Origin of the sequence: Pseudarthrobacter enclensis (genome assembly GCF_030811655.1) — a bacterium.
GTDB classification, from domain to species: Bacteria; Actinomycetota; Actinomycetes; order Actinomycetales; family Micrococcaceae; genus Arthrobacter; species Arthrobacter enclensis_A.
In genome coordinates this window covers 19,547-38,876 of record NZ_JAUSRE010000027.1, presented here as the reverse complement: position 1 = coordinate 38,876, position 19,330 = coordinate 19,547, and the positions used below count along the sequence as shown (strand labels likewise).

The window sequence follows — 19,330 nt, the reverse complement described above, 5'->3', positions numbered from 1 at the left end:
GTTCAGGGAACCTGTGTGTCCTGACGGGTGAGGTCGGGGTGCTCGAGAGTGTTCAGGTAACGGGTGGCGCCTTCGACGCTGAGTCCGAACAGGTCGCAGATTCGGCGGATGTCCCCGCCTGTCGCGTGGATCTCATGCAAGATGCGGTCTTCGCGCAGGACTCGGGGCCGCAGCGTCCGGCCGGCCCAGGGGAACTGTCGACTGGCAGGCAGGAGCCTGGGCGCGGTGCGCCGGTTGATGAGCAGGTGCGGGTTGGCCGTGCCTGGCCAGGTTCGGTTGCGGTGGTCGAGCCAGGCCGTCAGGCGTGTGCGTACGGGGGCGGCCAGTGGGATGTCGCGGTCGCCGAGTTTCAGGTGTCCGTCGCTGATGTCGGTGAGTTTCAGCTCGCTGATCTGTTGCGCGGTCAGGGCGTGGAAGGCTACCAGGGAAACCGCGAGGGCAACGGCTTGGTTCGGGGAGTTCAGCTCCTCGCGGATCACGGCGGCGTCCAGGGCGAGGGGGATTGTGCTGCCTTTCGGGGACGCCTTCATCCCTCGGGTCGGGTTGGCGAAGATGAGTCGGCGGCCTTTGAGTGTCGTGAAGAGCGATTTGAGTCCGTTTCCGGCGATGTGGCGCCGGGCCGTGGTTTCGTCCAAGGCGGCTGTGATGTCGGCGCGGGTGACCTCGGCGAACGACTGGAGCCCCGCCTCGGCCCAGGCGTGGATGATGGGTTCGATGCCCAGGATGTGCGCCTTGATGGTCTTGGGGTCCCGCGGGATCTGCCGGGGCGCCTGGTGGGCGCCGTTGATCAGGACTTGCAGCCATATTTCGAGCTGGTCCTTCATGGCCGGTGGCAGTGTGCTGGTCTTGGCAGCGAAGTAGCGTTCGATGTGGGTCGGCCGGTCCTCGATGAGGAGGCCGGCCGCGGCCAGTACGTCGATCGTAGAGAGGACATTGCCGGAGTATTGCCGCAGTTGAAGGACGTCGGTGGCGCGGACTTTAGCGGTTGGGCTGGGCCGCAGGCCCTCAAGGAGCCTCAGGGACCGGGTCACGTCGTTGCGTTGCCGTTTGCTCCAGCCGGCCCTCTGGGCATGTTGACGGACGATGGCGGCGCAATAGCGGGTCAGATCGTTATCTTCGAGTCGGGCACGGGCCGCGACAGCCTTTTGGTCGGGCGGCATGTCGAACAGCGTCGTCTGCATGCCCATGTCGGCGGCGGGTGCGGTGACCCGCTGGTTGTTCTTGTCTCGCAGTTTCCATGGCGCGCGTTGTTCCGGGCTCAGCTTTGGCGCCCCATGACGGTGGAAGCTCATGTTGGCGAAGAAGAGCTGGTGGCCGGCCTTGGTCGCGCCCGCCAGGTCCAGACCGCGTCCAGGCTCTTGGAGCATTCGTGCCTGTTCCAGGCAGAGCCGGCAGGCCCGCCGCTCTCCGACTCGGGTGGTGCGTCCGCAAAAGTCGCAGATTCCATCAGGGTAGTGGGAGCGCCACCACCGGCAAGGCCAGCACGTCCAGTTGTAGCGGCGGTAGACACCCCAAGCAAAACATTCCTTGCACGAGCCTGGGTGTTGCGGACTGCCGGGATGGCAGATGGCGCACATGCCCTGGCTGAAGTAGTCCCTGCTGGTGCCGCATTTGGAGCATGGAGGTGGGCTGAACGGGCCACCGGGAAGGCAGTCGTAGCAATAGTCCACCCGTGGATAGGCCCATGCGACCCTGTTGATCTGACAGCGGGGGCACATCGATGGCGGCCGAAGCGGCGCCATCGGGCCCGGAGCCGGACTCACAACAGCCCTGCCTACAGGGGAGGCTCGGACCGTGGCTTGCCGAATCTCGGCGTTACGACCGGTGATACCTTGCCAAAACTCGGAGACACAACGGAAGACGGCCTACCATCGCCGGTGCCGGCGCCGGTGTCGTTGCCGTTTATGGTCTCGGTGACGCGTGGGCGACGTGCGGCGACCTTGTCAGGTTCGGGGGTCATCAGGTCTGCCGGTGTGCATTTCAACACCGAGCAGAGCACGTCAAGCTCTTCGAGTCTCATCGTGGCCGGCGTTCCGGCCCACCACGAGGACATCTTCCCGGCACTGATCTCTAGGCCGGCATCGGCGAGCATCCGGCGTATCTGCGCTGACTTCCAGATCCCACGTTCAGCGGCGCGGATCCGCAGGTTCCACTGCACGGTCTCATCCTTCCTTTTGTGTTGTCGCGAATCGGGACTCGATCCGCTCATTGGCGTTTTTCCAGGCTTGCTCGACGTACTCGCTGCGCACGTGGATGTAGCCCGAGGTAGTCGCAAGCCACTGATGACCCAGCAGTTCCTGGAGGGCCTTGATGTCCATCCCGGCCCCGTAGAGCGAGGAGGCGCAGTAATGCCGCAGGACGTGGGGAGTCATCCGCCCCGACCATGCCGGCAACCACTGATCGATCTGCAACCCCAGGCTGCGCCGCAGTGCGTTGTCACCGACCCGGCCGCATCGGCCCAGCTCACGGTCAAAGCGCTCCGAGGGCAGCAGAGGTGCGTCCGGATCCTCCCAGTCCCCGCCGTACAGGTGTCGGACATCGCCCAGCCACCAGTCGATCAGCTCTGCAGCGCCGTTGATCGCGGGCACAAGACGCGGCTTCGGGCCACGGCCGTGAGCTCCTTTGCCGAACCGGACATGGAGCTTGCCGAACCCGCCCAGGTCCGGGCGCCAGTCACGGATATCGAGCATCACCGTTTCGTTAATCCGCAGCCCCAGCCGACGCCACAGCGAGGCAGCGAAGTAATCCCGCGCGGCAGGCAGATACTTGCGGGCCTGCGGGATCGAGTGCCGCCAGGAAGTAAAGAACGTTTCGATCTCGGCATCCGACGGTGGCACCCGGACTTTGCCAAGGGATGCCCCGGACGGGCGGTTGAACTCATCAATGGGCTGTTCGACCAGCACCCCGGTCGCCCGATGTATCCGGCCCTGGTAACGGCTGATCACGAACTCGTAAAACAGCGCCAGCGTCCCTGCCTTGCCGGCTCTGGTGCTCACACTGCGTCCCAGCCGCTTCTGCTCGGCAAGGAACCGGTCAGCATCCTGACACGTCGCCGTCCACAACGGTCCAGTCACCGACCGGGCAAATTCGATGATTGTCGCCCGGGTATTGCGGATGTGCGAGTCGCTCAGACCAGCCGCCGCCATCGCCAGCGCGTACTGGTCAACGATCTCCTGCTCGAAGTCCTCGGCCGCCTGCACACTCCAGAACCCCGGATCCATGGCGGCCCCACCAGGCAACACCACCAGCGCCATCAGTCAACAACTTCAGAAGGAGCGAGCATGCGTCGACATTACGCCCAAACCGTCACTCTCGTCGATGGTTCATCGGTTTGGTCCCACAGCGGCTTCGATCCAACGCCACCTGCCCAAACGCGACTTCAAGCCCCAAATCAGCCCAACGAACCTGAGCGAATAGAGACATCCCCTGAACCGATCCTCGACCCGCCAGCACCCATCATGCCAACTGAAGGAGGACCCCTGTGAGCGCACCGAACCGCAAAGGCCTGGGCCTCGGGGACGCCGTCCTCGTTTGGCTGGCCATCGGCTTTATTGTCGTCTTCGGCGGCGGCACGTACGCCGCTGTGCACCTCGGGTCGTGGATGGCCGGCATGGACGCGCCTCCGGCCCACCCCGTTGACCTGATCGCCGGGCTCATCAAGGGCAAGGTGCCGTGGCCGCCCCAAGCCACCGTCGTCGTCTGCGTGTTGGTCGGACTGATTCTGACGCTGGGCGTCGTCGTCCTGGTGGCGTGGCGGCAGGGTGCGTCCAAGCGTGCCCGCGTGGACAAGGCCGCCCGCTACCTCGGTCGCGGACAGTCCCTCAATGCTTTCTCAGAGAAGGGCGCTCAGGCCAAGGCCGAGCGGCTGGGCATCAAGGACAACCCCGGCATCGTCGTCGGCAAGGTGGTTTCCACCGGCCAGAAGTTCGTCCAGTCCTGGGAAGACCTTAGCCTCGACATCTGGGGACCCCGGACCGGTAAATCGACGTCCCGGGTGATGCCCGCAATCCTGGATGCCCCCGGAGCGGTGGTTTCGACGTCAAATAAGCGTGACGTGGTGGACGGCACCCGTGGTGTCCGCGAGGCCACGGCCCCGGTGTGGGTGTTCGATCCGCAGAAGATCGCCCAGGAAGAACCGGACTGGTGGTGGAACCCCCTCTCCTACGTCACCGACGAAGAGAAGGCGTACAAGCTCACCCAGCACTTCGCGGTTGGTTCCCGGGTTCCCGGGTCGAAGCCGGATGCCTACTTCGACCCCAAAGCGGAGGACATTCTCTCGTCGTACTTCCTGGCGGCAGCACTGGGCGGTCTGCCGATCACGCAGGTGTACCTGTGGGTGACTGAGCAGGTCAGCCAGGAACCCATCGAAATCCTCCGTGAGCATGACTACGAGCTGCAGTACAAGGGCCTGGAGTCCACGCTGAAGCTGGCCGACAAGCAGCGGGACGGTATCTTCGGCACCGCCGAGAAGATGATCCAGTGCCTCAAGAGCCGCAACACCCTCCGGTGGGTCGCCCCAAGCCGTGGTGCCAACGTAGCCACGGATGCGCGCCAGCAGTTCGACCCGCACGCCTTCGCCGCGTCCCAGGAGACGATCTACATCCTCTCCAAGGAAGGGGCAGGTTCAGCCGCCCCACTCACCACGGCACTGACCGTGGCGATCGCTGAGGCAATGGAGGAACGGGCAGAGCGCAGCGGCGGCCGCCTGCCCAAGCCGGCCCTGTTCGCCCTGGACGAGCTGGCCAACGTAGTCCTTTGGGCCGGCCTGCCGGACCAGTTCAGCCACTACGGCTCCAAAGGCCTGATCGTCATGGGCATCCTGCAGTCCTGGTCCCAGGGCGTCGAGCTCTGGGGCGAGGCGAACATGCGAAAGATTTGGTCCGCCGCGAACGTCAAGGTTTACGGCGGCGGTGTCGCTGAAGAAGGCTTCCTCCGCGCCCTTTCTGACCTGATAGGCGACTACAGCTACATCAACGTCTCCGTCTCATCAGGGAAGTCAGGGTCCAGCCGCTCTCGGCAGGAAAGCAAGGAACGGATCTTCGACGTCTCCAACCTTGCCGAACTCGACCGCGGCCGCGCCGTCGTCCTGGCATCCGGCGCCCCAGCCACCCTGGTCAGGACCATGCCTTGGTACACAGGCCCCCACAAGGAAGCCGTAGAAGCATCCATCAAAAAGTACAGCCCGCAGCAGGAGGAGGAGCCGGTACCGGTTGCAGCGGCGGCCGCAAATCCATGGGTGACCCGGGTAGGGGAGTAGGGCATGACCATAGACATCGGACGCTTCAGTGAAGCTCCCAGTTCGGACACACAGGGAGCTGGCGCTGATGATGGCGAGCAGCAGAAGCCCCCGGAGCTGGTCTACGGCTCAGCCGAAGAATTCCTGCACGAGCAGCTGTTGCCTACGTACGTCCGTGACGTGGACGGCCGGGCAGCGAAGTGGTGCACCGAGTGGTATTTCCACCCCGAAGCTGTCTGCCGTGTAGAGGCGCTCTGGCGGGCCTGGGAACACCTCAGGCTCGACGGGGCCACCGGCATGAGCGTCTGGTTCAAAGACCACGCAGACCACCACATGAGCATCCTCCTGGACCCGCGCGGACCGTTCTACAAATGCGACATGCAAAAGCACCGGGACCCCGAACACCTCGAACCAAAGAAGGCCCCGGCCGGCTGGTTTCCGGACGTGCGGACTATTCCCTCCTAGAAACAGGAAGCTGCGGGATGAGGTCAGTCCAATAAAATAAGTCAGGGCTGGAATCTGTTATAGATCCCAGCCCCGACTTTCCTTCGTTTCGGCCCTAGTGAGCGGCTTCGTACTTCTCCACGACTTCCGCTTGAATACGACCACGAGTATTTACCTGGATGCCGTTCTCAGCCGCCCACATACGTACCGCTTTTGCATCCGGCCCACCCTGGGAGGACTTCGTGCGGGCCGCCGCCGAGCGACCACGGCCGCTAGATACCCTGCGTCCAGCATCGGCAAAACGGCTCAGGGCTCCGCGCAGTTCACTCGCGTGCCCCTCGTTCAGATCAATCACGTATTCACTGCCGTCGAGGGCGAAAGATATCGTTTCGCTAGCTTCCGAGCCATCAATGTCATCTTCCAAAACCACGACCGTCTTTTTTGCCATAAAACAATTTTAACAGCCTGCTGAACGAAAGGATGTGCCACTTGACAGGTGATTGATGGCCAACCGAGGAGACCAATCACGACGTCGGCTAATTTGCGAGTCAGCTGGGCAATAGGAAGAGCGCAGCGAACGGCACTCACGAAGCGAGCAGTCCGCGGTTGGGGTCAACCCGGGTTATCCACGGCTGAAACCGGGAGCTATCGGGAAGGCTCCCTCAGCAGCAGTAGCGGTGGATAACCCATCAGGGTTCTCCCCGGCTGTGGGCAGCGGAACCAGCTGTGCCGGCGCCTCCAAAACTTGCGCAACAGCTTGTTGCGCAAGTTGAAATGGACTCACAAGGAGTTGGCTTTCGACCGCGCGTCCATGAGCTTGTACACCAAGTCTGACTTTCGTTGCTCGAGAGAAGCAATCTTCGACCTCGCGTTGGACTGCCGTTCCTGTTGATTTCGCACAATGGTCATCCAGTTCGGATTATTCATGGACGGGGACCTTGCTGATAGGGCTCGCGAGTATGAATCTTGGGCACGGTAAAGCGCCGCCTCTGTGTTCCTCAACTGCTCTTCCAGGCGAGAGACCCGTTCCCACGCGCGTTGCCTGCGCTCGGCAGCGCGTTGTTCCCCGTCTCGTTTCGCCGCTTCAAATAGGCGGTCTTTTGCTGACTTAAAGTCATTCCAAAGACGCTCCTGATCGGATTTTTCACATGGTCCGACAGCCCGCCACTGGTCCGTCAAGGAGCGAGCTTCATCCTTCGCTGCCCGATAGTCTGACGATGAGGAAAGGGAAGACATCCGGCCCACTAGGCGTTCTTTTGCGCTTCTGTTTGCTGCCCACTCCGCTTTGCGCTTGTTGAACTCCTGGTCCTTGCGTTCACGAAGACGCGTGCGCGCAGCATTGAATCGTCCCCACAGCCGCTCATTATCAGACTTTTCGCACGGGCCTATGCGCTTCCACTCATCGCCGAGGGACTTCATCCGATCGGAAGCCGCTCGGAGATCCGAACTGGACGCGAGAGACTCAGCCTGCGAAACCAGGCGTTCCTTCGCGCTCTTATTCGCCGCCCAATCGGCTTTCATTTGGTCAATTCGCTGCTTGTTTGCGGCAAAGATTTCATCCATGGCAGACCGGAATGCATGATAGTTGGCCGGAGAGGCCTTGCCTGCAGATTTCCATTCACGATCGAGTTCTCGAGCCGCGGATATAGTCCTAGCGTCCGGCGTCCCAGAACGCGCAAGGCTTTGGGCCCTGCTGACCAAATCAGCATGTCTCGCTTCGTCCCGTGGTGTCGGCCGATTTCGCTCGTCGTCTCGAATGTTGGGTAGCAAGCTGCGTGAGAGACGCATGTCATGGAGTCGAAAGTCACCGGTAGCTAAGTCCCAGACATGAACGTGGTCGTTACCTGGCTGGACATCTGCCAGGTGTCCCCTGGCAACAAGCGCGTCCTGTCCGTCAGTGGCAATTTTGATCGTTACCTGTTCGCCGTTAAACGTCCTGTGCAGGACCCGGGCGCGAGTCCACTTACTGCCAGCGCTCATTGTTCCCCTCTTCAATGTCGATAATCTACAGACGGAATGCACTGGGGCATTTCGGTTGAGACAAATCTTAGGGTTTGCGTGAGTGATTTCCGGGTTTTCTTCGGCTAGCGGCGAGGGTTTGGCAGGCCAAAAGTTCCTTAGCTTGACGCAAGGTCCAAAAGCTCGGACCAAAGCATGTTTATTGGTGAAGCCAGAGCGCAGCGTGGAGCGTCAGATCAGGTTCTATGACCCACGCGTCGTGATGTCAGGATCGGAGTGTAAGCAACCATCTCTGACGCACGTTTGGGGAGTACCTGACGTCAAATTAGGGTGTGCTTCAACAGGACGCGGAATCAGGCAGGTAGTGTTGTGCTTTCTGCGCCCAGAGCGCGATGGAACAGTTCCACGCAGCAATGCTGCCGGGGCAGTGGGATAACTTTCAACTCGTAGGTCGGATTTGTAGTTCAGCCTGCGTTTCGGGGCGCGAACATGATCACGGCTACCCCGAGCAGGCAGATCGCCGAGCCGGCAACATCCCACCTGTCGGGTCGGAAACCGTCAAAGGCCATGCCCCACAGCAGTGACCCGGCTACGAACACCCCGCCGTAGGCGGCTAGTATTCGGCCGAAGTGCGCGTCCGGCTGCAATGTCGCTGCGAAACCGTAAATACCGAGGGCGATGACGCCCAGTCCGGCCCACCACCAGTCCTTGCCTTCCCGGACGGACTGCCAGACCAGCCAGGCGCCGCCGATCTCGGCGGCGGCGGCAAGAATGAACAGCAGGGTGGTCTTCGCGATAGTCACAGGGTTCATCATTGCAGCCGCGCGGCCATGCGGATTAGCGGTACGGGCGGCCAAGCTGAGTTGCCGGTAGTGGAAGTCGAAGTGCTTGGCGGGTCTTTAGATGCTGGTTGAGCGGCGTTCGACCAGGAGGGTGTCACGCCACTGCCCGTTCAGTGGACCGTGGGCCATCCGGGCGATGCGTTGCCGGCGTCCGACGATGGAGAAAGTGGAGTCTGAGGCTGGCTTCGTTCTCGGGGAAGACGCTGGCCTGGATAGTCCCGATGCCATGGCTCTCGGTGGACTTGATAAGCGTTTCAAGGAGGGCTTTGCCAATGCCCATACCCATACCGCGGGCAGCAGCGGCTATGTACACGAAGTGTTCGACCACGCCGGAGTACGCGGGGCGGGCTGAGGCGGCGGAGGCAGCAGCCCACCCGAAGAATTGGTCTTCCCGCGTTGCGGCGACAAACCGATGGCCGGGAAGCCAGGAAGTGTCGAACCGGTCCCAGTCGGGTGCAACGGAGTCGAAGGTGGCTTGGCCGGTGTCGATTCCCGCCTGGTATATGTCCCGGACGTCCGGCCAATCCTCCCGGAACATGGGGCGAACGGAGGCGCCCGCCGGAACTGGTGGGGTCACAGGGTCTCCAGCAGTCCTGCGGTGCGCTCGAGGGCGCCGGGGACGAGTGAGAAGTAGGCCCAGGTTCCGCGTTTTTCGCGGTGCAGCAGGCCGGCGTCGACGAGGATCTTCAGGTGGTGGGAAACGGTCGGCTGGGTGAGATCCAGTGGATCGGTGAGGTCGCAGACGCAGGCTTCGCCGCCTTGGGCGCCTTTGACGATGGACAGCAGCCGCAGCCGGTTCGGGTCGGCAAGGGCTTTGAAGACCGCCGCCCTGTCGTTCGCCTCGGCAGCGCCCAGGCTGGGCGCTGCCGGCGGGCAGCAGCCGGTGCGGGAACCGCTTTGACCTGGCCCTCTACCTGGGAGCGGCCAGCTGGTAGGCGTAGAGGAGGGGAGCATCCACACTGGACGTACGTAGTTCCAGCATGCCCGGGTCGGTAACGCTGACTTTGGTTGTCTCCTTGGCGCCATTGCAGGCCGCTCCGAGTTCCACCAGGTCATTGCCCCCGGAGCGCACCGTCAGGAAGGCCTTGCCGACGCCTTCGCAGACCAGAGTCAAAATGTAGCTGCCTGACTCTACGTCTTTCCGCTGAACCACAGGTTGCCGATCGAGAATTCGGCCTGCGTCTGCCGCTACGACTCCTGGGTCAGAGGGGAGCGTAGTGGCCTGCCATGTCGGTACGTCACCCGCCGATACCGGGGTGGCGCAGCCGGAGACGGCCGCCAGGACAACGATGGTGGCCGCACAGGAAAGGACACGCAGAAACTGGGAAGAAAAGTGGGGCATCCCTCCAATTTACCCGGCGCTCGACTCCGGAATGGATCGACCGGTTTATGAGGCCGGTGCCGGTGCCGACTCTCGGTTAAGTGACAGCGCGTGGCAGATGTCGTGATCTTCGGCCCGTAATTCTCGATCCGGTGGGAGGACTGCCTGAAAACAAATACGGCGAGTTTCTAGTTCGGGTTGGCAGCAAGAATGAGGTGATGGAGGGGACCTGCGTTGCAGCGCGACCAAGGTGCGCGAGGACGTCGGGCGGGTCCACGCCGGCAACGAACTTTCCCCGACATATCCCAGTAGGACAAGACACGACCATCTAGTCCAAAAGTTTGGGTGATGGTCGGGAATCAGTACGCCATCCCCCGCGCCGGGCAACGACTGGCCAGAAATGATGAGGGACTGCGCCAAGGAGTTCCATACCTGCCTGACGGCCTCAAGCCGGCAGGGGCGTTTAGCCATCAGGGGCGTCTAACGTGCCTACCGCGGCCAGAGTGATAACCAACAGGGCATTCCACCAGGCGGGGTCGCGGGAAATCTCCCGGAGATAGGACAGTATCTGCAGCCACCGCTTGCAGGCGCAGCCTGCCAGGGCCCATCTATCGCCGTCCATCGACCGGGTTCCCATGCTAAAGGCCTAGTCAGGGGTCGGTGATGGTGAGGCTTCTATTAGGTTTTGGGTTCGCGGTAGGCCAGGAGGCGGAGGGCGTTGGCGACGACGAGCAGGGTTGATCCTTCGTGGATCAGGACCGCCAAGCCAATGCCGATGGCCCCGGTGATCGTTGCCGGGATCAGGATCGCGACGACGCCGAGGCTGGCCCAAAGGTTCTGCCGGATGATTCGGCTGGATTGCCGGCTAAGATTCACGGCGAAGGGGAGCCGTTTCAGGTCATCTCCCATAAGCGCGACGTCGGCGGTTTCCATGGCGACGTCCGAGCCGGCGGCGCCCATCGCGATCCCGACAGTGGCGTTGGCCATGGCCGGTGCATCGTTGACGCCGTCACCGACCATCGCGACCTTATTTTCCCGGCCCCGCAGCTCGACTACGGCTTTGACTTTGTCCTCGGGGAGCAGGTCGCCGCGGGCCTCATCGAGCCCGAGCTTCCCGGCCACAGCACCGGCGACGGTCTGGTTGTCACCCGAGAGCATGATCATGTGCCGTATACCGGCCTGGCGCAGCTGTGTGATAACTGTTGCTGCGGAGTCCCGGGGAGTGTCCATCAGGCCCAGGACCCCCAGGTACCTGGACCCCCGGCGCACTACCATGGTGGTCCGTCCCCCGGCCTCGAGCCGGGCAGTGGAGTCCAGGATGTCCTTGGTCAACGGCGACCCGTCGGTTTCGGTGAAGAGCTGCTGCTTGCCAATGTGGATCTGTTCGCCGTCGATCAGGGCGCTGACCCCGCGGCCGGTGATGCTGGTGACAGCCCCGGCGGTGAGCGGCGGTGTGCCGTCCAGCCGGGCGCGTGCCGCCGTCACGATGGCCGAGGCCAGCGGGTGGTCGCTTTGGGATTCGACGGCGAGTGCGACGGATAGCAACTCGGATTCCTTCACCCCCGCCGCGGGTTCCACGTCAGTCATTTCGGGTTTGCCCTCCGTAAGAGTCCCGGTCTTGTCGAAGGCGATCGCGCTCAGCGTGCCCAGGTTCTCCAGAGGTCCCCCGCCTTTGATGAGCAGGCCGCCGCGGGCTGCCCGGGCCAACCCGGACAGGACGGCGCTGGGGGTGGAGATTGCCAGCGCGCACGGGCTGGCGGCGACCAGGACGGCCATGGCCCGATAGAGCGTGGCGGAGAACGGTTCCTCGATGACGAGGCCGGCGAAGAGCAGGGCGAGGACGAGGATCAGCACGGCGGGGACGAATACGCGCTGAAAGCGGTCCGTGAAGCGCTGCGTGGGCGAAATTTGGGCCTGGGCTTCGCTGACCATCCGCACCACGCGGGCGAGCGTTGAGTCCTTAGACAGCCGTGTCACCTCGATCTCCAGGACGCCGGGACCATTGACCGTTCCGGCATAGATCCGGCTTTCGGCCGGGATGTCGGCCTCCTTCCGGGACGCCTCTTGCCCAATGGGGGTCTTGTCAACTGGGATGCTTTCCCCGGTAACCGCCGACTGGTCCACACTGCTCTGCCCGACGGTTACGTAACCGTCCGAGGGAATGCGGGTGTTGGGTTTAATGATGACGGTGTCGCCGATCCGCAATTCCCCGACCGGGATCTCCTGCTCAGCACCGGCGCGTCTGACCAGTGCGGTGTCCGGGGCGAGTTCGGCCAGGGCCTGGATGGCGCGCCGGGCCCGGCCCATGGCATAGCTTTCCAGGGCGTGGCCGATACTGAACAGAGCCAGCAGCAGGGCGCCTTCGGCCAGGTCCCCGAGCACCGCGGCCCCGGCGGCTGCGACCAGCATCAGGAAATCGATCTCGAACCGTTTGGCCATCACCGTCTGGATGGCTTCCTTCAGGGTGTAGTAGCCGCCGAAGAAATACGCGGCGATATACAGCGCCGTGGAAACTACGTCCGGAACCGCAGAGCTGAGCCCCAGGAGGAACCCCGTCGCCAGGGTCAGGGCACACAGGACCGCGAAGATCAGCTCGCTTCGCTCACTAAAGATCCCGCCGTGTTTGTGATCATGTTCTTCTTGCTTTTCGTGCCTGCGGTCATGCGCGTCCGCTTCTGGCAGGCCAGCTTCGACGGCACCTGCATGGCGTGCCTCGGAGAGATAGAGCCGGCCTGCGCGCGGTGGTGTTCCAAAGCGTGCCAGAAGGTCCAAAACCGCCTTCTCCGAGGTCCGGTCCGTGAGGTATTCAACCGTAACGGAGCCGGTGGCGGAGACGTGGGCCTCCGCCACCCCGTCCAGCTCGCGCAGCCGCTGTTCGAGCAGTTGCGCCCGGGCGGACCTGGAGATGCCGTCCACATCAAGGCTGAGGTGGCCGAAGTCGCTGTCCACCCGGGCGCCCAGGGACACGGCCAGTTCGCGGATCCGGCCCAGGCTGATGAGACCGGGTTCGAAATGCACACACAGCTGCGCCGCTTCGGCGCCGTCCGGGCGCTTGACATGGGCATCGATAACGCCCTGCCGGGCCTGCAGGCCCTCGGTCAGACTGCGCACGCAGGCGTCCTGTTCATCCAGCGCCTCGGGCAAAACAGTCTTCAGGTCAAGCTGGGTGTCGATCGCCACGCGTGCTCACTTCTCATAGTCAGGGCCGGTCAGGTTGAGGGGTGCTGGTGCAGGGGCTTCGGGGTTCAGCCGAACAGATCCCCGAGGAACCCCCCGCGCTTGCGGCGGTCGTGCCGGTCACCATGACCACTGTGGTGACCGTCCCGCCGGTCCGCATAGGGAGACTGGCCGTAGGGGGGCTGCGGAGTCTGGGCATAGGGGGGCTGTGTCATTCCGGGTGCGGCGTTCCGGGCAGCGTAGAACGCGGCTTCAGCATCCATCAGGGACTCCAGTTCACCGCGGTCCAGGAAGATTCCGCGGCACCCTGTGCATTGATCGATGATGACCCCGTTGCGTTCGTAGGGACGCATCTCTGATTCGCATTTAGGGCAAGTAAGAGGGGCAGGCGAGGCGTTCATGTGGGCTCCTGACGAGTGGGGTCGATAGGGGAAGAGACTGCGGTGACTGCGGGGGAGTGCCCGGCGTGGGTGATCGCCAGGTCCAGCAACATCCGAACGTGGTTGTCGCCGAGACGGTAAAACACGACCCGGCCAGCGCGGCGGGTTTCCACGACTCGGTGCGCGCGCATGAGTCGAAGAGCTTGACTCACTGAGGATTCGCTGAGCCCGGCCACCGAGGCGAGGTCATGCACGCATACCTCCCCGGCCTCCAGCAGCGTGGCGAGGATCCGCACCCGGCCGGGATCTCCCATCAACCGGAACACCGCGGCAACCCGCTCAACATCCTCGCCTGGGGGCAGTGCCTCCCGAAGAAACTCAATGCGGGCAGAGGCACGATCGTTGTCCCGATATCCGGGCAGGGCATCCGGATCGGTAATGGAACGTAATCGACGACTCATCTGAACAGATTATCATTTGTTCAGATATTGACGCCGCGAGTCATTCACCAGTTTTCAGTCTTGGTGCTGCCGTCCGAACCGCCAGGATGTCAGAACAGCAGGCGGGGCATGGCGCAGTACTATCTGTTGCGTGTGACGGCTGGTGTGATTGCGGCGCCTTTATGGCTCCCCGAGCCCCTGTTTCCGTCAAAGCATCTACGTCCTCGACCGTGAATCCTCCCTGGACGTCGGTGAAAGGATGGGGGAGATGGCCCGAGGGGGATTTCACTAAAGCGTCAAGGAATGCAGGCTTTGAGGCGGCTCTTTACAGTGCCCCCAGGATGTAGATGACGAGGAACCCGAGGAAGAACATGGAACCCAAAAACACCGTTTCTTCCTGTTCATGCGCTTCAGTCAGCAGTTCCTCCACCGTGAGATACAAAAGAGCGGCAGCACCAAAGGCGAGAACAAGGGCCAGTAGGGGCGCGCCGGCACCACCGAGGAAGATAGCACCGCCTATCGCACCGACGGCCGTCAGGAGTCCAAGTCCGCTGCTGGTTGCCGCTGCACGGACGTTGGATATGCCAATTTCCTTGAGCTCTACTGTCAAAGACAGTGCCAGGAACAGGATTTCGATGGTGAGGGCGATGGTGAGGATAAGCGCCTCCCTGGCACCCAGAACAGTCCCCAGCCCCACGAGTAAACCGTCCAGCAGCAGATCGATTCCGACGGCGGCCAGCAGGCCTGTCGGCAGTGTCCCGGACGCCGGGGACTTTCTGTCCATTTTTCGGCCCAGGGCGCCTAACGCCAGCATGACAGCTGCGCCTGCGGCAAAACCGGCGGCCGCGAACCCGAGGTTTCCTTCTGCCCGCAGGTCCGGTAGTACTTCTCCGGCCAATGCTGCCAGGACCACGCCCGCCGCGAAGTGTTGAATCGCACTGGAGAGTTTTGGCCCCGGGGGCTTTAGGACAGCGATGACCGACCCCAGGGCCGCCGCGGCGACCGGGAACGCGACCAGCACCAGCGTTTGGGCGGAAAGACTCACACTGTCAACACCTTTCAAACCACGCCTTGCTTTAGGCAACCCAGAGGACATGTGCCCTACCCGCCCAGTGCAGGCGGTCTTTTGCTGCCTCACGCTACCGCCAGCGCCCTACCGGAGTCACGGCAAATGTTTCGATATTTGAACCTCACCCCGCTCGGGACTCCGGACGGCGTGCCCGAAGCCCTCCGTCAGGTTCCGAAGGACGAGAAAACCCATATCGAGTTCCCATCGTTTTAATCGGATATCATCGCTGCATGACGATACAAATGGCTGGTTCGGGGGATGCTTGCGGTGGGCTTGAACCCGCAGCGGCTTTGTTTCATTCGTTAAGCGATCCGACGCGGTTGAACATCGTGAAGCGAATGGCCGCCGGCGAGATCCGGGTGGGGGATCTGGCGGGGGAGCTGGGGCTTGCCCAGTCCACCGTGTCCGCCCATGTGGCGTGTCTGCGCGATTGTGGCCTGGTCCAGGGCCGCGCGCAGGGCCGCAGCGTCCATTACTCGCTGTCGCGCCCCGAGTTGATGGACATGCTTGCCCAGGCCGAGATCCTGCTTGCCACCACCGGCAACGCGGTCAGCCTGTGCCCGAACTACGGCACCGGAAGCACCGGCGCCGTACTGACAAACGTGGAACTGACGAAGGAGAACGCCCGATGAGCGATGCCTGCGGCTGCAGCGACGACAAGCCCGAAACCGCGGCCGAAGAGGCCGAGGAAGCTGTCGGCTTCTGGCAGATCAACGAGATCCGGGCCGCCGCGATCTCGGGTGTGCTGCTCGTGGCCGTCTGGGCCCTGTCCCTGACCGGGGGCCCGGACTGGCTGCGCCTGGTCCTGGAAATCGGGGCGCTGCTGGTCGCGGCGTGGACCTTTGTTCCCTCCACCCTGCGCCGCCTGGTCAAGGGCAGGATCGGCGTCGGGACCCTGATGACGATCGCCGCCGTCGGCGCCGTCGCCCTTGGCGAGTTCGAGGAAGCGGCGATGCTCGCCTTCCTCTACTCCATTTCCGAAGGGTTGGAGGAATACTCGCTGGCCAAAACCCGGCGCGGCTTGCGGGCCCTGCTGGACCTCGTCCCGGCCGAAGCGACAGTCCTTCGCGGCGGAACGGAGGTCACCGTTGACCCGGCCGAGCTCGTTCCGGGGGACCGGATGGTCGTCCGCCCGGGCGAACGGCTGGCCACCGACGGCCGGATCATCACCGGCCGCACCTCCCTGGACACCTCGGCCCTGACCGGTGAATCCGTGCCGGTGGAGGCCGGTCCCGGCAGCGAGGTCTACGCCGGGTCCATCAACGGCACCGGGCCGCTGGAAGTCGAAGTCACCAGCACCGCGGAGAACAACTCCCTGGCCCGCATCGTGCACATCGTCGAGGCCGAACAGTCCCGCAAGGGACCCGGGCAGCGCCTGGCGGACAACATCGCCAGCAAGCTCGTCCCCGGCATCCTGATCGCCGCGGCCCTGATCATCGCCTTCGGCTTCATCGTCGGAGAGCCGCTGCTGTGGTTCGAACGCGCCCTGGTCGTCCTCGTGGCCGCATCGCCGTGCGCTTTGGCGATCTCCGTCCCGGTCACCGTTGTCGCCTCCGTCGGCGCCGCCAGCCGCATCGGCGTGCTGATCAAGGGCGGCGGCGCACTGGAAACCCTCGGCAAGATCCGCACCATCGCCCTGGACAAGACCGGCACCCTGACCCGGAACAAGCCCGAAGTCATCGATGTCGCCGCCGCCGGGACCACTACCCGCGAAGACGTTCTTGCCCTCGCAGCCGGGCTGGAGGCCCGCATCGAACACCCCCTGGCCCGAGCCATCCTCGCCGCATCCCCGGCCAGGGCCGACGTGACCGACGTGGACACCGTCCCCGGCGCCGGCCTGGAAGGCCGCTTCGAAGGCAAGACCGTCCGGCTGGGCCGCCCCGGCTGGATCAACGCCGGCGCCCTTGCCGGGGATGTCGAGCGGATGCAAACGGCAGGCGCCACCGCCGTCCTGATCGAATCCGCCGGCGAAGTCATTGGTGCCGTGGCAGTCCGTGACGAACTGCGCCCCGAAGCCCGGGACGTCATCGCCCGGCTGACCGCCTCCGGGTACACCACGGCCATGCTCACCGGTGATAACGCGATCACCGCCGCGGCCCTGGGCAAGGACGCAGGCATCACCGAAGTCCACGCCGACCTCCGCCCGGAAGACAAGGCCGAGATCATCCGGACCCTGAAGTCCCGCCAGCCCACCGCCATGGTCGGTGACGGCGTCAACGACGCCCCGGCCCTGGCCACCGCCGACACCGGTATTGCCATGGGCGCCATGGGCACCGACGTCGCCATTGAAACCGCCGACATCGCCCTGATGGGCGAGGACCTGAACCACCTGCCCCAGGTCCTGGACCACGCCCGCCGGACCCGGTCCATCATGCTGCAGAACGTGGGCCTGTCCCTGCTGCTGATCGCAATCCTGATCCCGCTGGCACTGGTCGGCGCCCTGGGACTGGCTGCGGTCGTCCTGATCCACGAACTCGCCGAAATCGTGGTGATCGGCAACGGCGTCCGCGCCGGCCGGATCAGCCGCAAGACAGCACTCCGGGCGGCCAAACCCGCGCCGGCACTGGAACCTGCCGCGTGAGCGTCCCGTCACCGGCAGATCCGGCAGATCCGGCAAGGACACCACCAATTGGCGCCAAAGCATGGCGGGTAAAAATTGGCCTGCTCGTCTCGGCCGCCGTGCTCGGGGTGGCCGACCTGGTTATCAAGGCCTTGGCCGAGGAACTGCTCTCCAACGGTGCCACGGTCGATCTGGGCCTGGTGAACCTGAAACTGCTGTACAACACCGGGGTCGCTTTCAGCCTCGGGGCTAACCTCGCCCCGTGGCTGGTCATTGCCGCGACCGCCATCATCGTCCTGGCCATGGCCTGGTACGCAGTGTCCACCGCCCCCGCCATGCCGGCGCTCTCCCGGGCGGGTGCGGCGATGGTGGTTGGCGGCGGTGCCGGGAACCTTGTGGACCGGATGGACGGGCGCGGCGTCGTGGACTACCTGCACAGCGGCTGGTTTCCCACCTTCAACCTCGCCGACGTGTTCGTCACCGTCGGCGTAGGGCTGTACGTGCTGGGCAGCCTGCTGGGATCCCGCGAACAGGAAAAGGCGTAACCAGCTGCAGTCCGGACACGGGCCTCCTGACGCTGGAAGTGACTTGCTCATCCTGGCCACGACGGCCGTATTAGCAGCGACCAACATCGATGACATTGCTTCCATGCTTTTCCGGTCCTTGAAAATGAAGGATCGATGGGCGCTGGGATTGAACGGCTGTGGAAGGCAGTGCAGGCACCGGCGGGGTCTGACCAGGTCACTGACGACATCCCCGAAAATACCCCCGCGTATCTGCCGGGTGCCAAGCAGGTTGTTACCACAGTCAGGGCGTTACGCAAATGTGACAAATGGGGCTTTTGTGACATAGGGTCTGACCGTGCCGGTTTCTCCGAATACGGCACTCCCGAGCAGACTTGCCTAACTCTGCCGCTGCCAGGGATCCGTTCGTAAAATTCGTCCGGCAGAGACGGGGAACCCAGAGTTGGCCCGCTTCGAGCAGGCCTTGGGGTGAAGCCGTGCCTGGTGCCTTTCGTGCACCACCGCGGCCGGGTGTCTCCCATCCGAATCCGACAGCTAACCTCGCAGGCAGTGGGAGAGGCCCTTTCATGCCCATGCGCAAAACTCACGGCCGCCACCGCGCGGTCTCCGTCCAGACCAGCGCCATCGCCGTGCTGTCCCAATCCGTCGCCGCAAACGCCGGCACCGCAGGCCGCCAGGCAGCCGTCCTCGCAGCAGCCTCCGGCCTCGTCCTGACCGGTGGCATCACCGCCGCCCAGGCAGCAGACACCCCGGCCCAGCGCGACGCCGAGCCGGCATCCACCCTCGAAGTCGCAGGCCAGGCCCAGACCCCGCTGACCGCCGACGCCACGATCCAGATCACCTTCGAGCGTCCCGCAGTGGAAACCACGCCTGCACCCGTCGTGGAAGCACCCAAGCCAGTCGCCGCCGAAGCGCCCAAAGCCACGGTCCCCGTGGGCGCTGCCACTGTGAAGCCAGCCGCTGCGCCCGCCAAGGCCCAGGTCACCGTCACCCCTGCCGCGCCGGCGCCCGCGCCGGCCGCGGGCGGGATCAACGCCATCATGCTGTCCTCCGCCTACGCCCAGATCGGTATGATCCAGGACTGCACACGGCTGGTCGAAAACGCCCTCAACGCTGCCGGCATCCCCGTCGGCGACCTCGGCCCGATGCAGTTCATGAACTACGGCACCGTCGTCACCGACCCCCAGCCCGGCGACATGGTCATGCAGCCCGGCCACGTAGGAATCTACGTCGGCAACGGCCAAGTCCTCAGCTCCGGCCTGAACGGCAAGAACGAAACAGCGGTCCACCCCCTGACCTGGATGACCTCCAAAGGCGCCGTGACCTTCGTGCGCGCAGGCAAATAAAACCACTGAAGGCCGGTGATTCAATGCCTTGG

At 63.9% G+C, this 19,330-nt stretch carries 19 protein-coding genes and 1 riboswitch; of the genes, 6 read left to right on the top strand and 13 right to left on the bottom strand.

Annotated features, from left to right (window positions below; translation table 11 throughout):
• Window positions 1-2: 2 nt before the first annotated feature.
• The 3 genes from J2X98_RS19760 to J2X98_RS19750 form a co-directional block, all read right to left on the bottom strand.
• Complete coding sequence (locus tag J2X98_RS19760) at window positions 3-1,367, bottom strand: hypothetical protein (protein ID WP_253030981.1); 1,365 nt, start codon at window positions 1,365-1,367, stop codon at window positions 3-5.
• A 407-nt stretch (window positions 1,368-1,774) separates the two neighbouring features.
• Window positions 1,775-2,158: a helix-turn-helix domain-containing protein gene (locus tag J2X98_RS19755; RefSeq protein ID WP_253030982.1), complete on the bottom strand. Its 384-nt coding sequence runs from the start codon at window positions 2,156-2,158 to the stop codon at window positions 1,775-1,777.
• A gap of 4 nt (window positions 2,159-2,162) precedes the next feature.
• Window positions 2,163-3,254, bottom strand: a complete 1,092-nt coding sequence (locus tag J2X98_RS19750; protein ID WP_307311629.1) for a tyrosine-type recombinase/integrase — start codon at window positions 3,252-3,254, stop codon at window positions 2,163-2,165.
• A 227-nt stretch (window positions 3,255-3,481) separates the two neighbouring features.
• On the opposite strand from J2X98_RS19750, the gene J2X98_RS19745 reads away from it, so the two are divergent.
• A complete protein-coding gene (locus tag J2X98_RS19745; protein ID WP_307311626.1) occupies window positions 3,482-5,257 on the top strand; it encodes a type IV secretory system conjugative DNA transfer family protein in 1,776 nt (591 codons plus the stop codon).
• 3 nt (window positions 5,258-5,260) lie between these two features.
• The gene (locus J2X98_RS19740) at window positions 5,261-5,701 is read left to right on the top strand and encodes a DUF4913 domain-containing protein (protein ID WP_221387286.1); all 441 of its coding nucleotides are present in this window, start codon (window positions 5,261-5,263) and stop codon (window positions 5,699-5,701) included.
• A 94-nt stretch (window positions 5,702-5,795) separates the two neighbouring features.
• Here the strand turns inward: J2X98_RS19740 and J2X98_RS19735 are convergent, their stop codons facing one another.
• The 10 genes from J2X98_RS19735 to J2X98_RS19690 form a co-directional block, all read right to left on the bottom strand.
• Window positions 5,796-6,128 (bottom strand): histone-like nucleoid-structuring protein Lsr2, encoded by a 333-nt coding sequence (locus tag J2X98_RS19735; RefSeq protein WP_307311623.1) that lies wholly within the window; start codon window positions 6,126-6,128, stop codon window positions 5,796-5,798.
• A 332-nt stretch (window positions 6,129-6,460) separates the two neighbouring features.
• On the bottom strand, window positions 6,461-7,468 hold the full coding sequence (locus J2X98_RS19730; RefSeq protein WP_307311683.1) for a DUF349 domain-containing protein: 1,008 nt from the start codon (window positions 7,466-7,468) through the stop codon (window positions 6,461-6,463).
• A 635-nt stretch (window positions 7,469-8,103) separates the two neighbouring features.
• Window positions 8,104-8,442: a YnfA family protein gene (locus J2X98_RS19725; protein ID WP_237430718.1), complete on the bottom strand. Its 339-nt coding sequence runs from the start codon at window positions 8,440-8,442 to the stop codon at window positions 8,104-8,106.
• 133 nt (window positions 8,443-8,575) lie between these two features.
• On the bottom strand, window positions 8,576-9,058 hold the full coding sequence (locus tag J2X98_RS19720; RefSeq protein WP_307311619.1) for a GNAT family N-acetyltransferase: 483 nt from the start codon (window positions 9,056-9,058) through the stop codon (window positions 8,576-8,578).
• Window positions 9,055-9,435: an ArsR/SmtB family transcription factor gene (locus J2X98_RS19715; RefSeq protein WP_237430717.1), complete on the bottom strand. Its 381-nt coding sequence runs from the start codon at window positions 9,433-9,435 to the stop codon at window positions 9,055-9,057. The genes J2X98_RS19720 and J2X98_RS19715 overlap by 4 nt, the downstream gene beginning before the upstream one ends.
• On the bottom strand, window positions 9,392-9,823 hold the full coding sequence (locus J2X98_RS19710) for a hypothetical protein (RefSeq protein WP_237430716.1): 432 nt from the start codon (window positions 9,821-9,823) through the stop codon (window positions 9,392-9,394). Before J2X98_RS19710 ends, J2X98_RS19715 begins: the two co-directional genes overlap by 44 nt.
• Window positions 9,824-10,480: 657 nt before the next feature.
• Window positions 10,481-12,982, bottom strand: a complete 2,502-nt coding sequence (locus J2X98_RS19705) for a heavy metal translocating P-type ATPase (protein ID WP_237430715.1) — start codon at window positions 12,980-12,982, stop codon at window positions 10,481-10,483.
• A gap of 65 nt (window positions 12,983-13,047) precedes the next feature.
• Window positions 13,048-13,380 (bottom strand): TFIIB-type zinc ribbon-containing protein, encoded by a 333-nt coding sequence (locus J2X98_RS19700; RefSeq protein WP_237430714.1) that lies wholly within the window; start codon window positions 13,378-13,380, stop codon window positions 13,048-13,050.
• A complete protein-coding gene (locus J2X98_RS19695; RefSeq protein ID WP_237430713.1) occupies window positions 13,377-13,820 on the bottom strand; it encodes an ArsR/SmtB family transcription factor in 444 nt (147 codons plus the stop codon). The genes J2X98_RS19700 and J2X98_RS19695 overlap by 4 nt, the downstream gene beginning before the upstream one ends.
• 304 nt (window positions 13,821-14,124) lie before the next feature.
• Window positions 14,125-14,844 (bottom strand): ZIP family metal transporter, encoded by a 720-nt coding sequence (locus tag J2X98_RS19690; protein ID WP_237430712.1) that lies wholly within the window; start codon window positions 14,842-14,844, stop codon window positions 14,125-14,127.
• A 254-nt stretch (window positions 14,845-15,098) separates the two neighbouring features.
• On the opposite strand from J2X98_RS19690, the gene J2X98_RS19685 reads away from it, so the two are divergent.
• The 4 genes from J2X98_RS19685 (at window position 15,099) to J2X98_RS19670 (ending at window position 19,298) form a co-directional block, all read left to right on the top strand.
• On the top strand, window positions 15,099-15,500 hold the full coding sequence (locus J2X98_RS19685) for an ArsR/SmtB family transcription factor (protein WP_237430711.1): 402 nt from the start codon (window positions 15,099-15,101) through the stop codon (window positions 15,498-15,500).
• The gene (locus J2X98_RS19680; protein ID WP_237430710.1) at window positions 15,497-17,449 is read left to right on the top strand and encodes a heavy metal translocating P-type ATPase; all 1,953 of its coding nucleotides are present in this window, start codon (window positions 15,497-15,499) and stop codon (window positions 17,447-17,449) included. Before J2X98_RS19685 ends, J2X98_RS19680 begins: the two co-directional genes overlap by 4 nt.
• Window positions 17,450-17,496: 47 nt before the next feature.
• Window positions 17,497-17,973, top strand: coding sequence for a signal peptidase II (lspA, locus tag J2X98_RS19675; RefSeq protein WP_237430771.1), 477 nt, complete (start codon window positions 17,497-17,499; stop codon window positions 17,971-17,973).
• Between the two features lie 344 nt (window positions 17,974-18,317).
• Window positions 18,318-18,515: riboswitch (cyclic di-AMP (ydaO/yuaA leader) on the top strand.
• Window positions 18,516-18,518: 3 nt separating this feature from the next.
• The gene (locus J2X98_RS19670; protein ID WP_237430709.1) at window positions 18,519-19,298 is read left to right on the top strand and encodes an NlpC/P60 family protein; all 780 of its coding nucleotides are present in this window, start codon (window positions 18,519-18,521) and stop codon (window positions 19,296-19,298) included.
• Window positions 19,299-19,330: the final 32 nt, after the last annotated feature.

Bases quoted from the DNA above. Each gene is read 5' to 3' on its own strand.
- J2X98_RS19680 (WP_237430710.1), top strand. From the start codon at position 15,497: ATGAGCGATGCCTGCGGCTGCAGCGACGACAAGCCCGAAACCGCGGCC.
- J2X98_RS19685 (WP_237430711.1), top strand. From the start codon at position 15,099: ATGACGATACAAATGGCTGGTTCGGGGGATGCTTGCGGTGGGCTTGAA.
- J2X98_RS19695 (WP_237430713.1), bottom strand. From the start codon at position 13,820: ATGAGTCGTCGATTACGTTCCATTACCGATCCGGATGCCCTGCCCGGA.
- J2X98_RS19670 (WP_237430709.1), top strand. From the start codon at position 18,519: ATGCCCATGCGCAAAACTCACGGCCGCCACCGCGCGGTCTCCGTCCAG.
- J2X98_RS19740 (WP_221387286.1), top strand. From the start codon at position 5,261: ATGACCATAGACATCGGACGCTTCAGTGAAGCTCCCAGTTCGGACACA.
- J2X98_RS19735 (WP_307311623.1), bottom strand. From the start codon at position 6,128: ATGGCAAAAAAGACGGTCGTGGTTTTGGAAGATGACATTGATGGCTCG.
- J2X98_RS19700 (WP_237430714.1), bottom strand. From the start codon at position 13,380: ATGAACGCCTCGCCTGCCCCTCTTACTTGCCCTAAATGCGAATCAGAG.
- J2X98_RS19710 (WP_237430716.1), bottom strand. From the start codon at position 9,823: ATGCCCCACTTTTCTTCCCAGTTTCTGCGTGTCCTTTCCTGTGCGGCC.
- J2X98_RS19760 (WP_253030981.1), bottom strand. From the start codon at position 1,367: ATGCTCCAAGAGCCTGGACGCGGTCTGGACCTGGCGGGCGCGACCAAG.
- J2X98_RS19715 (WP_237430717.1), bottom strand. From the start codon at position 9,435: ATGCTCCCCTCCTCTACGCCTACCAGCTGGCCGCTCCCAGGTAGAGGG.
- J2X98_RS19750 (WP_307311629.1), bottom strand. From the start codon at position 3,254: ATGGCGCTGGTGGTGTTGCCTGGTGGGGCCGCCATGGATCCGGGGTTC.
- J2X98_RS19730 (WP_307311683.1), bottom strand. From the start codon at position 7,468: ATGCGTCTCTCACGCAGCTTGCTACCCAACATTCGAGACGACGAGCGA.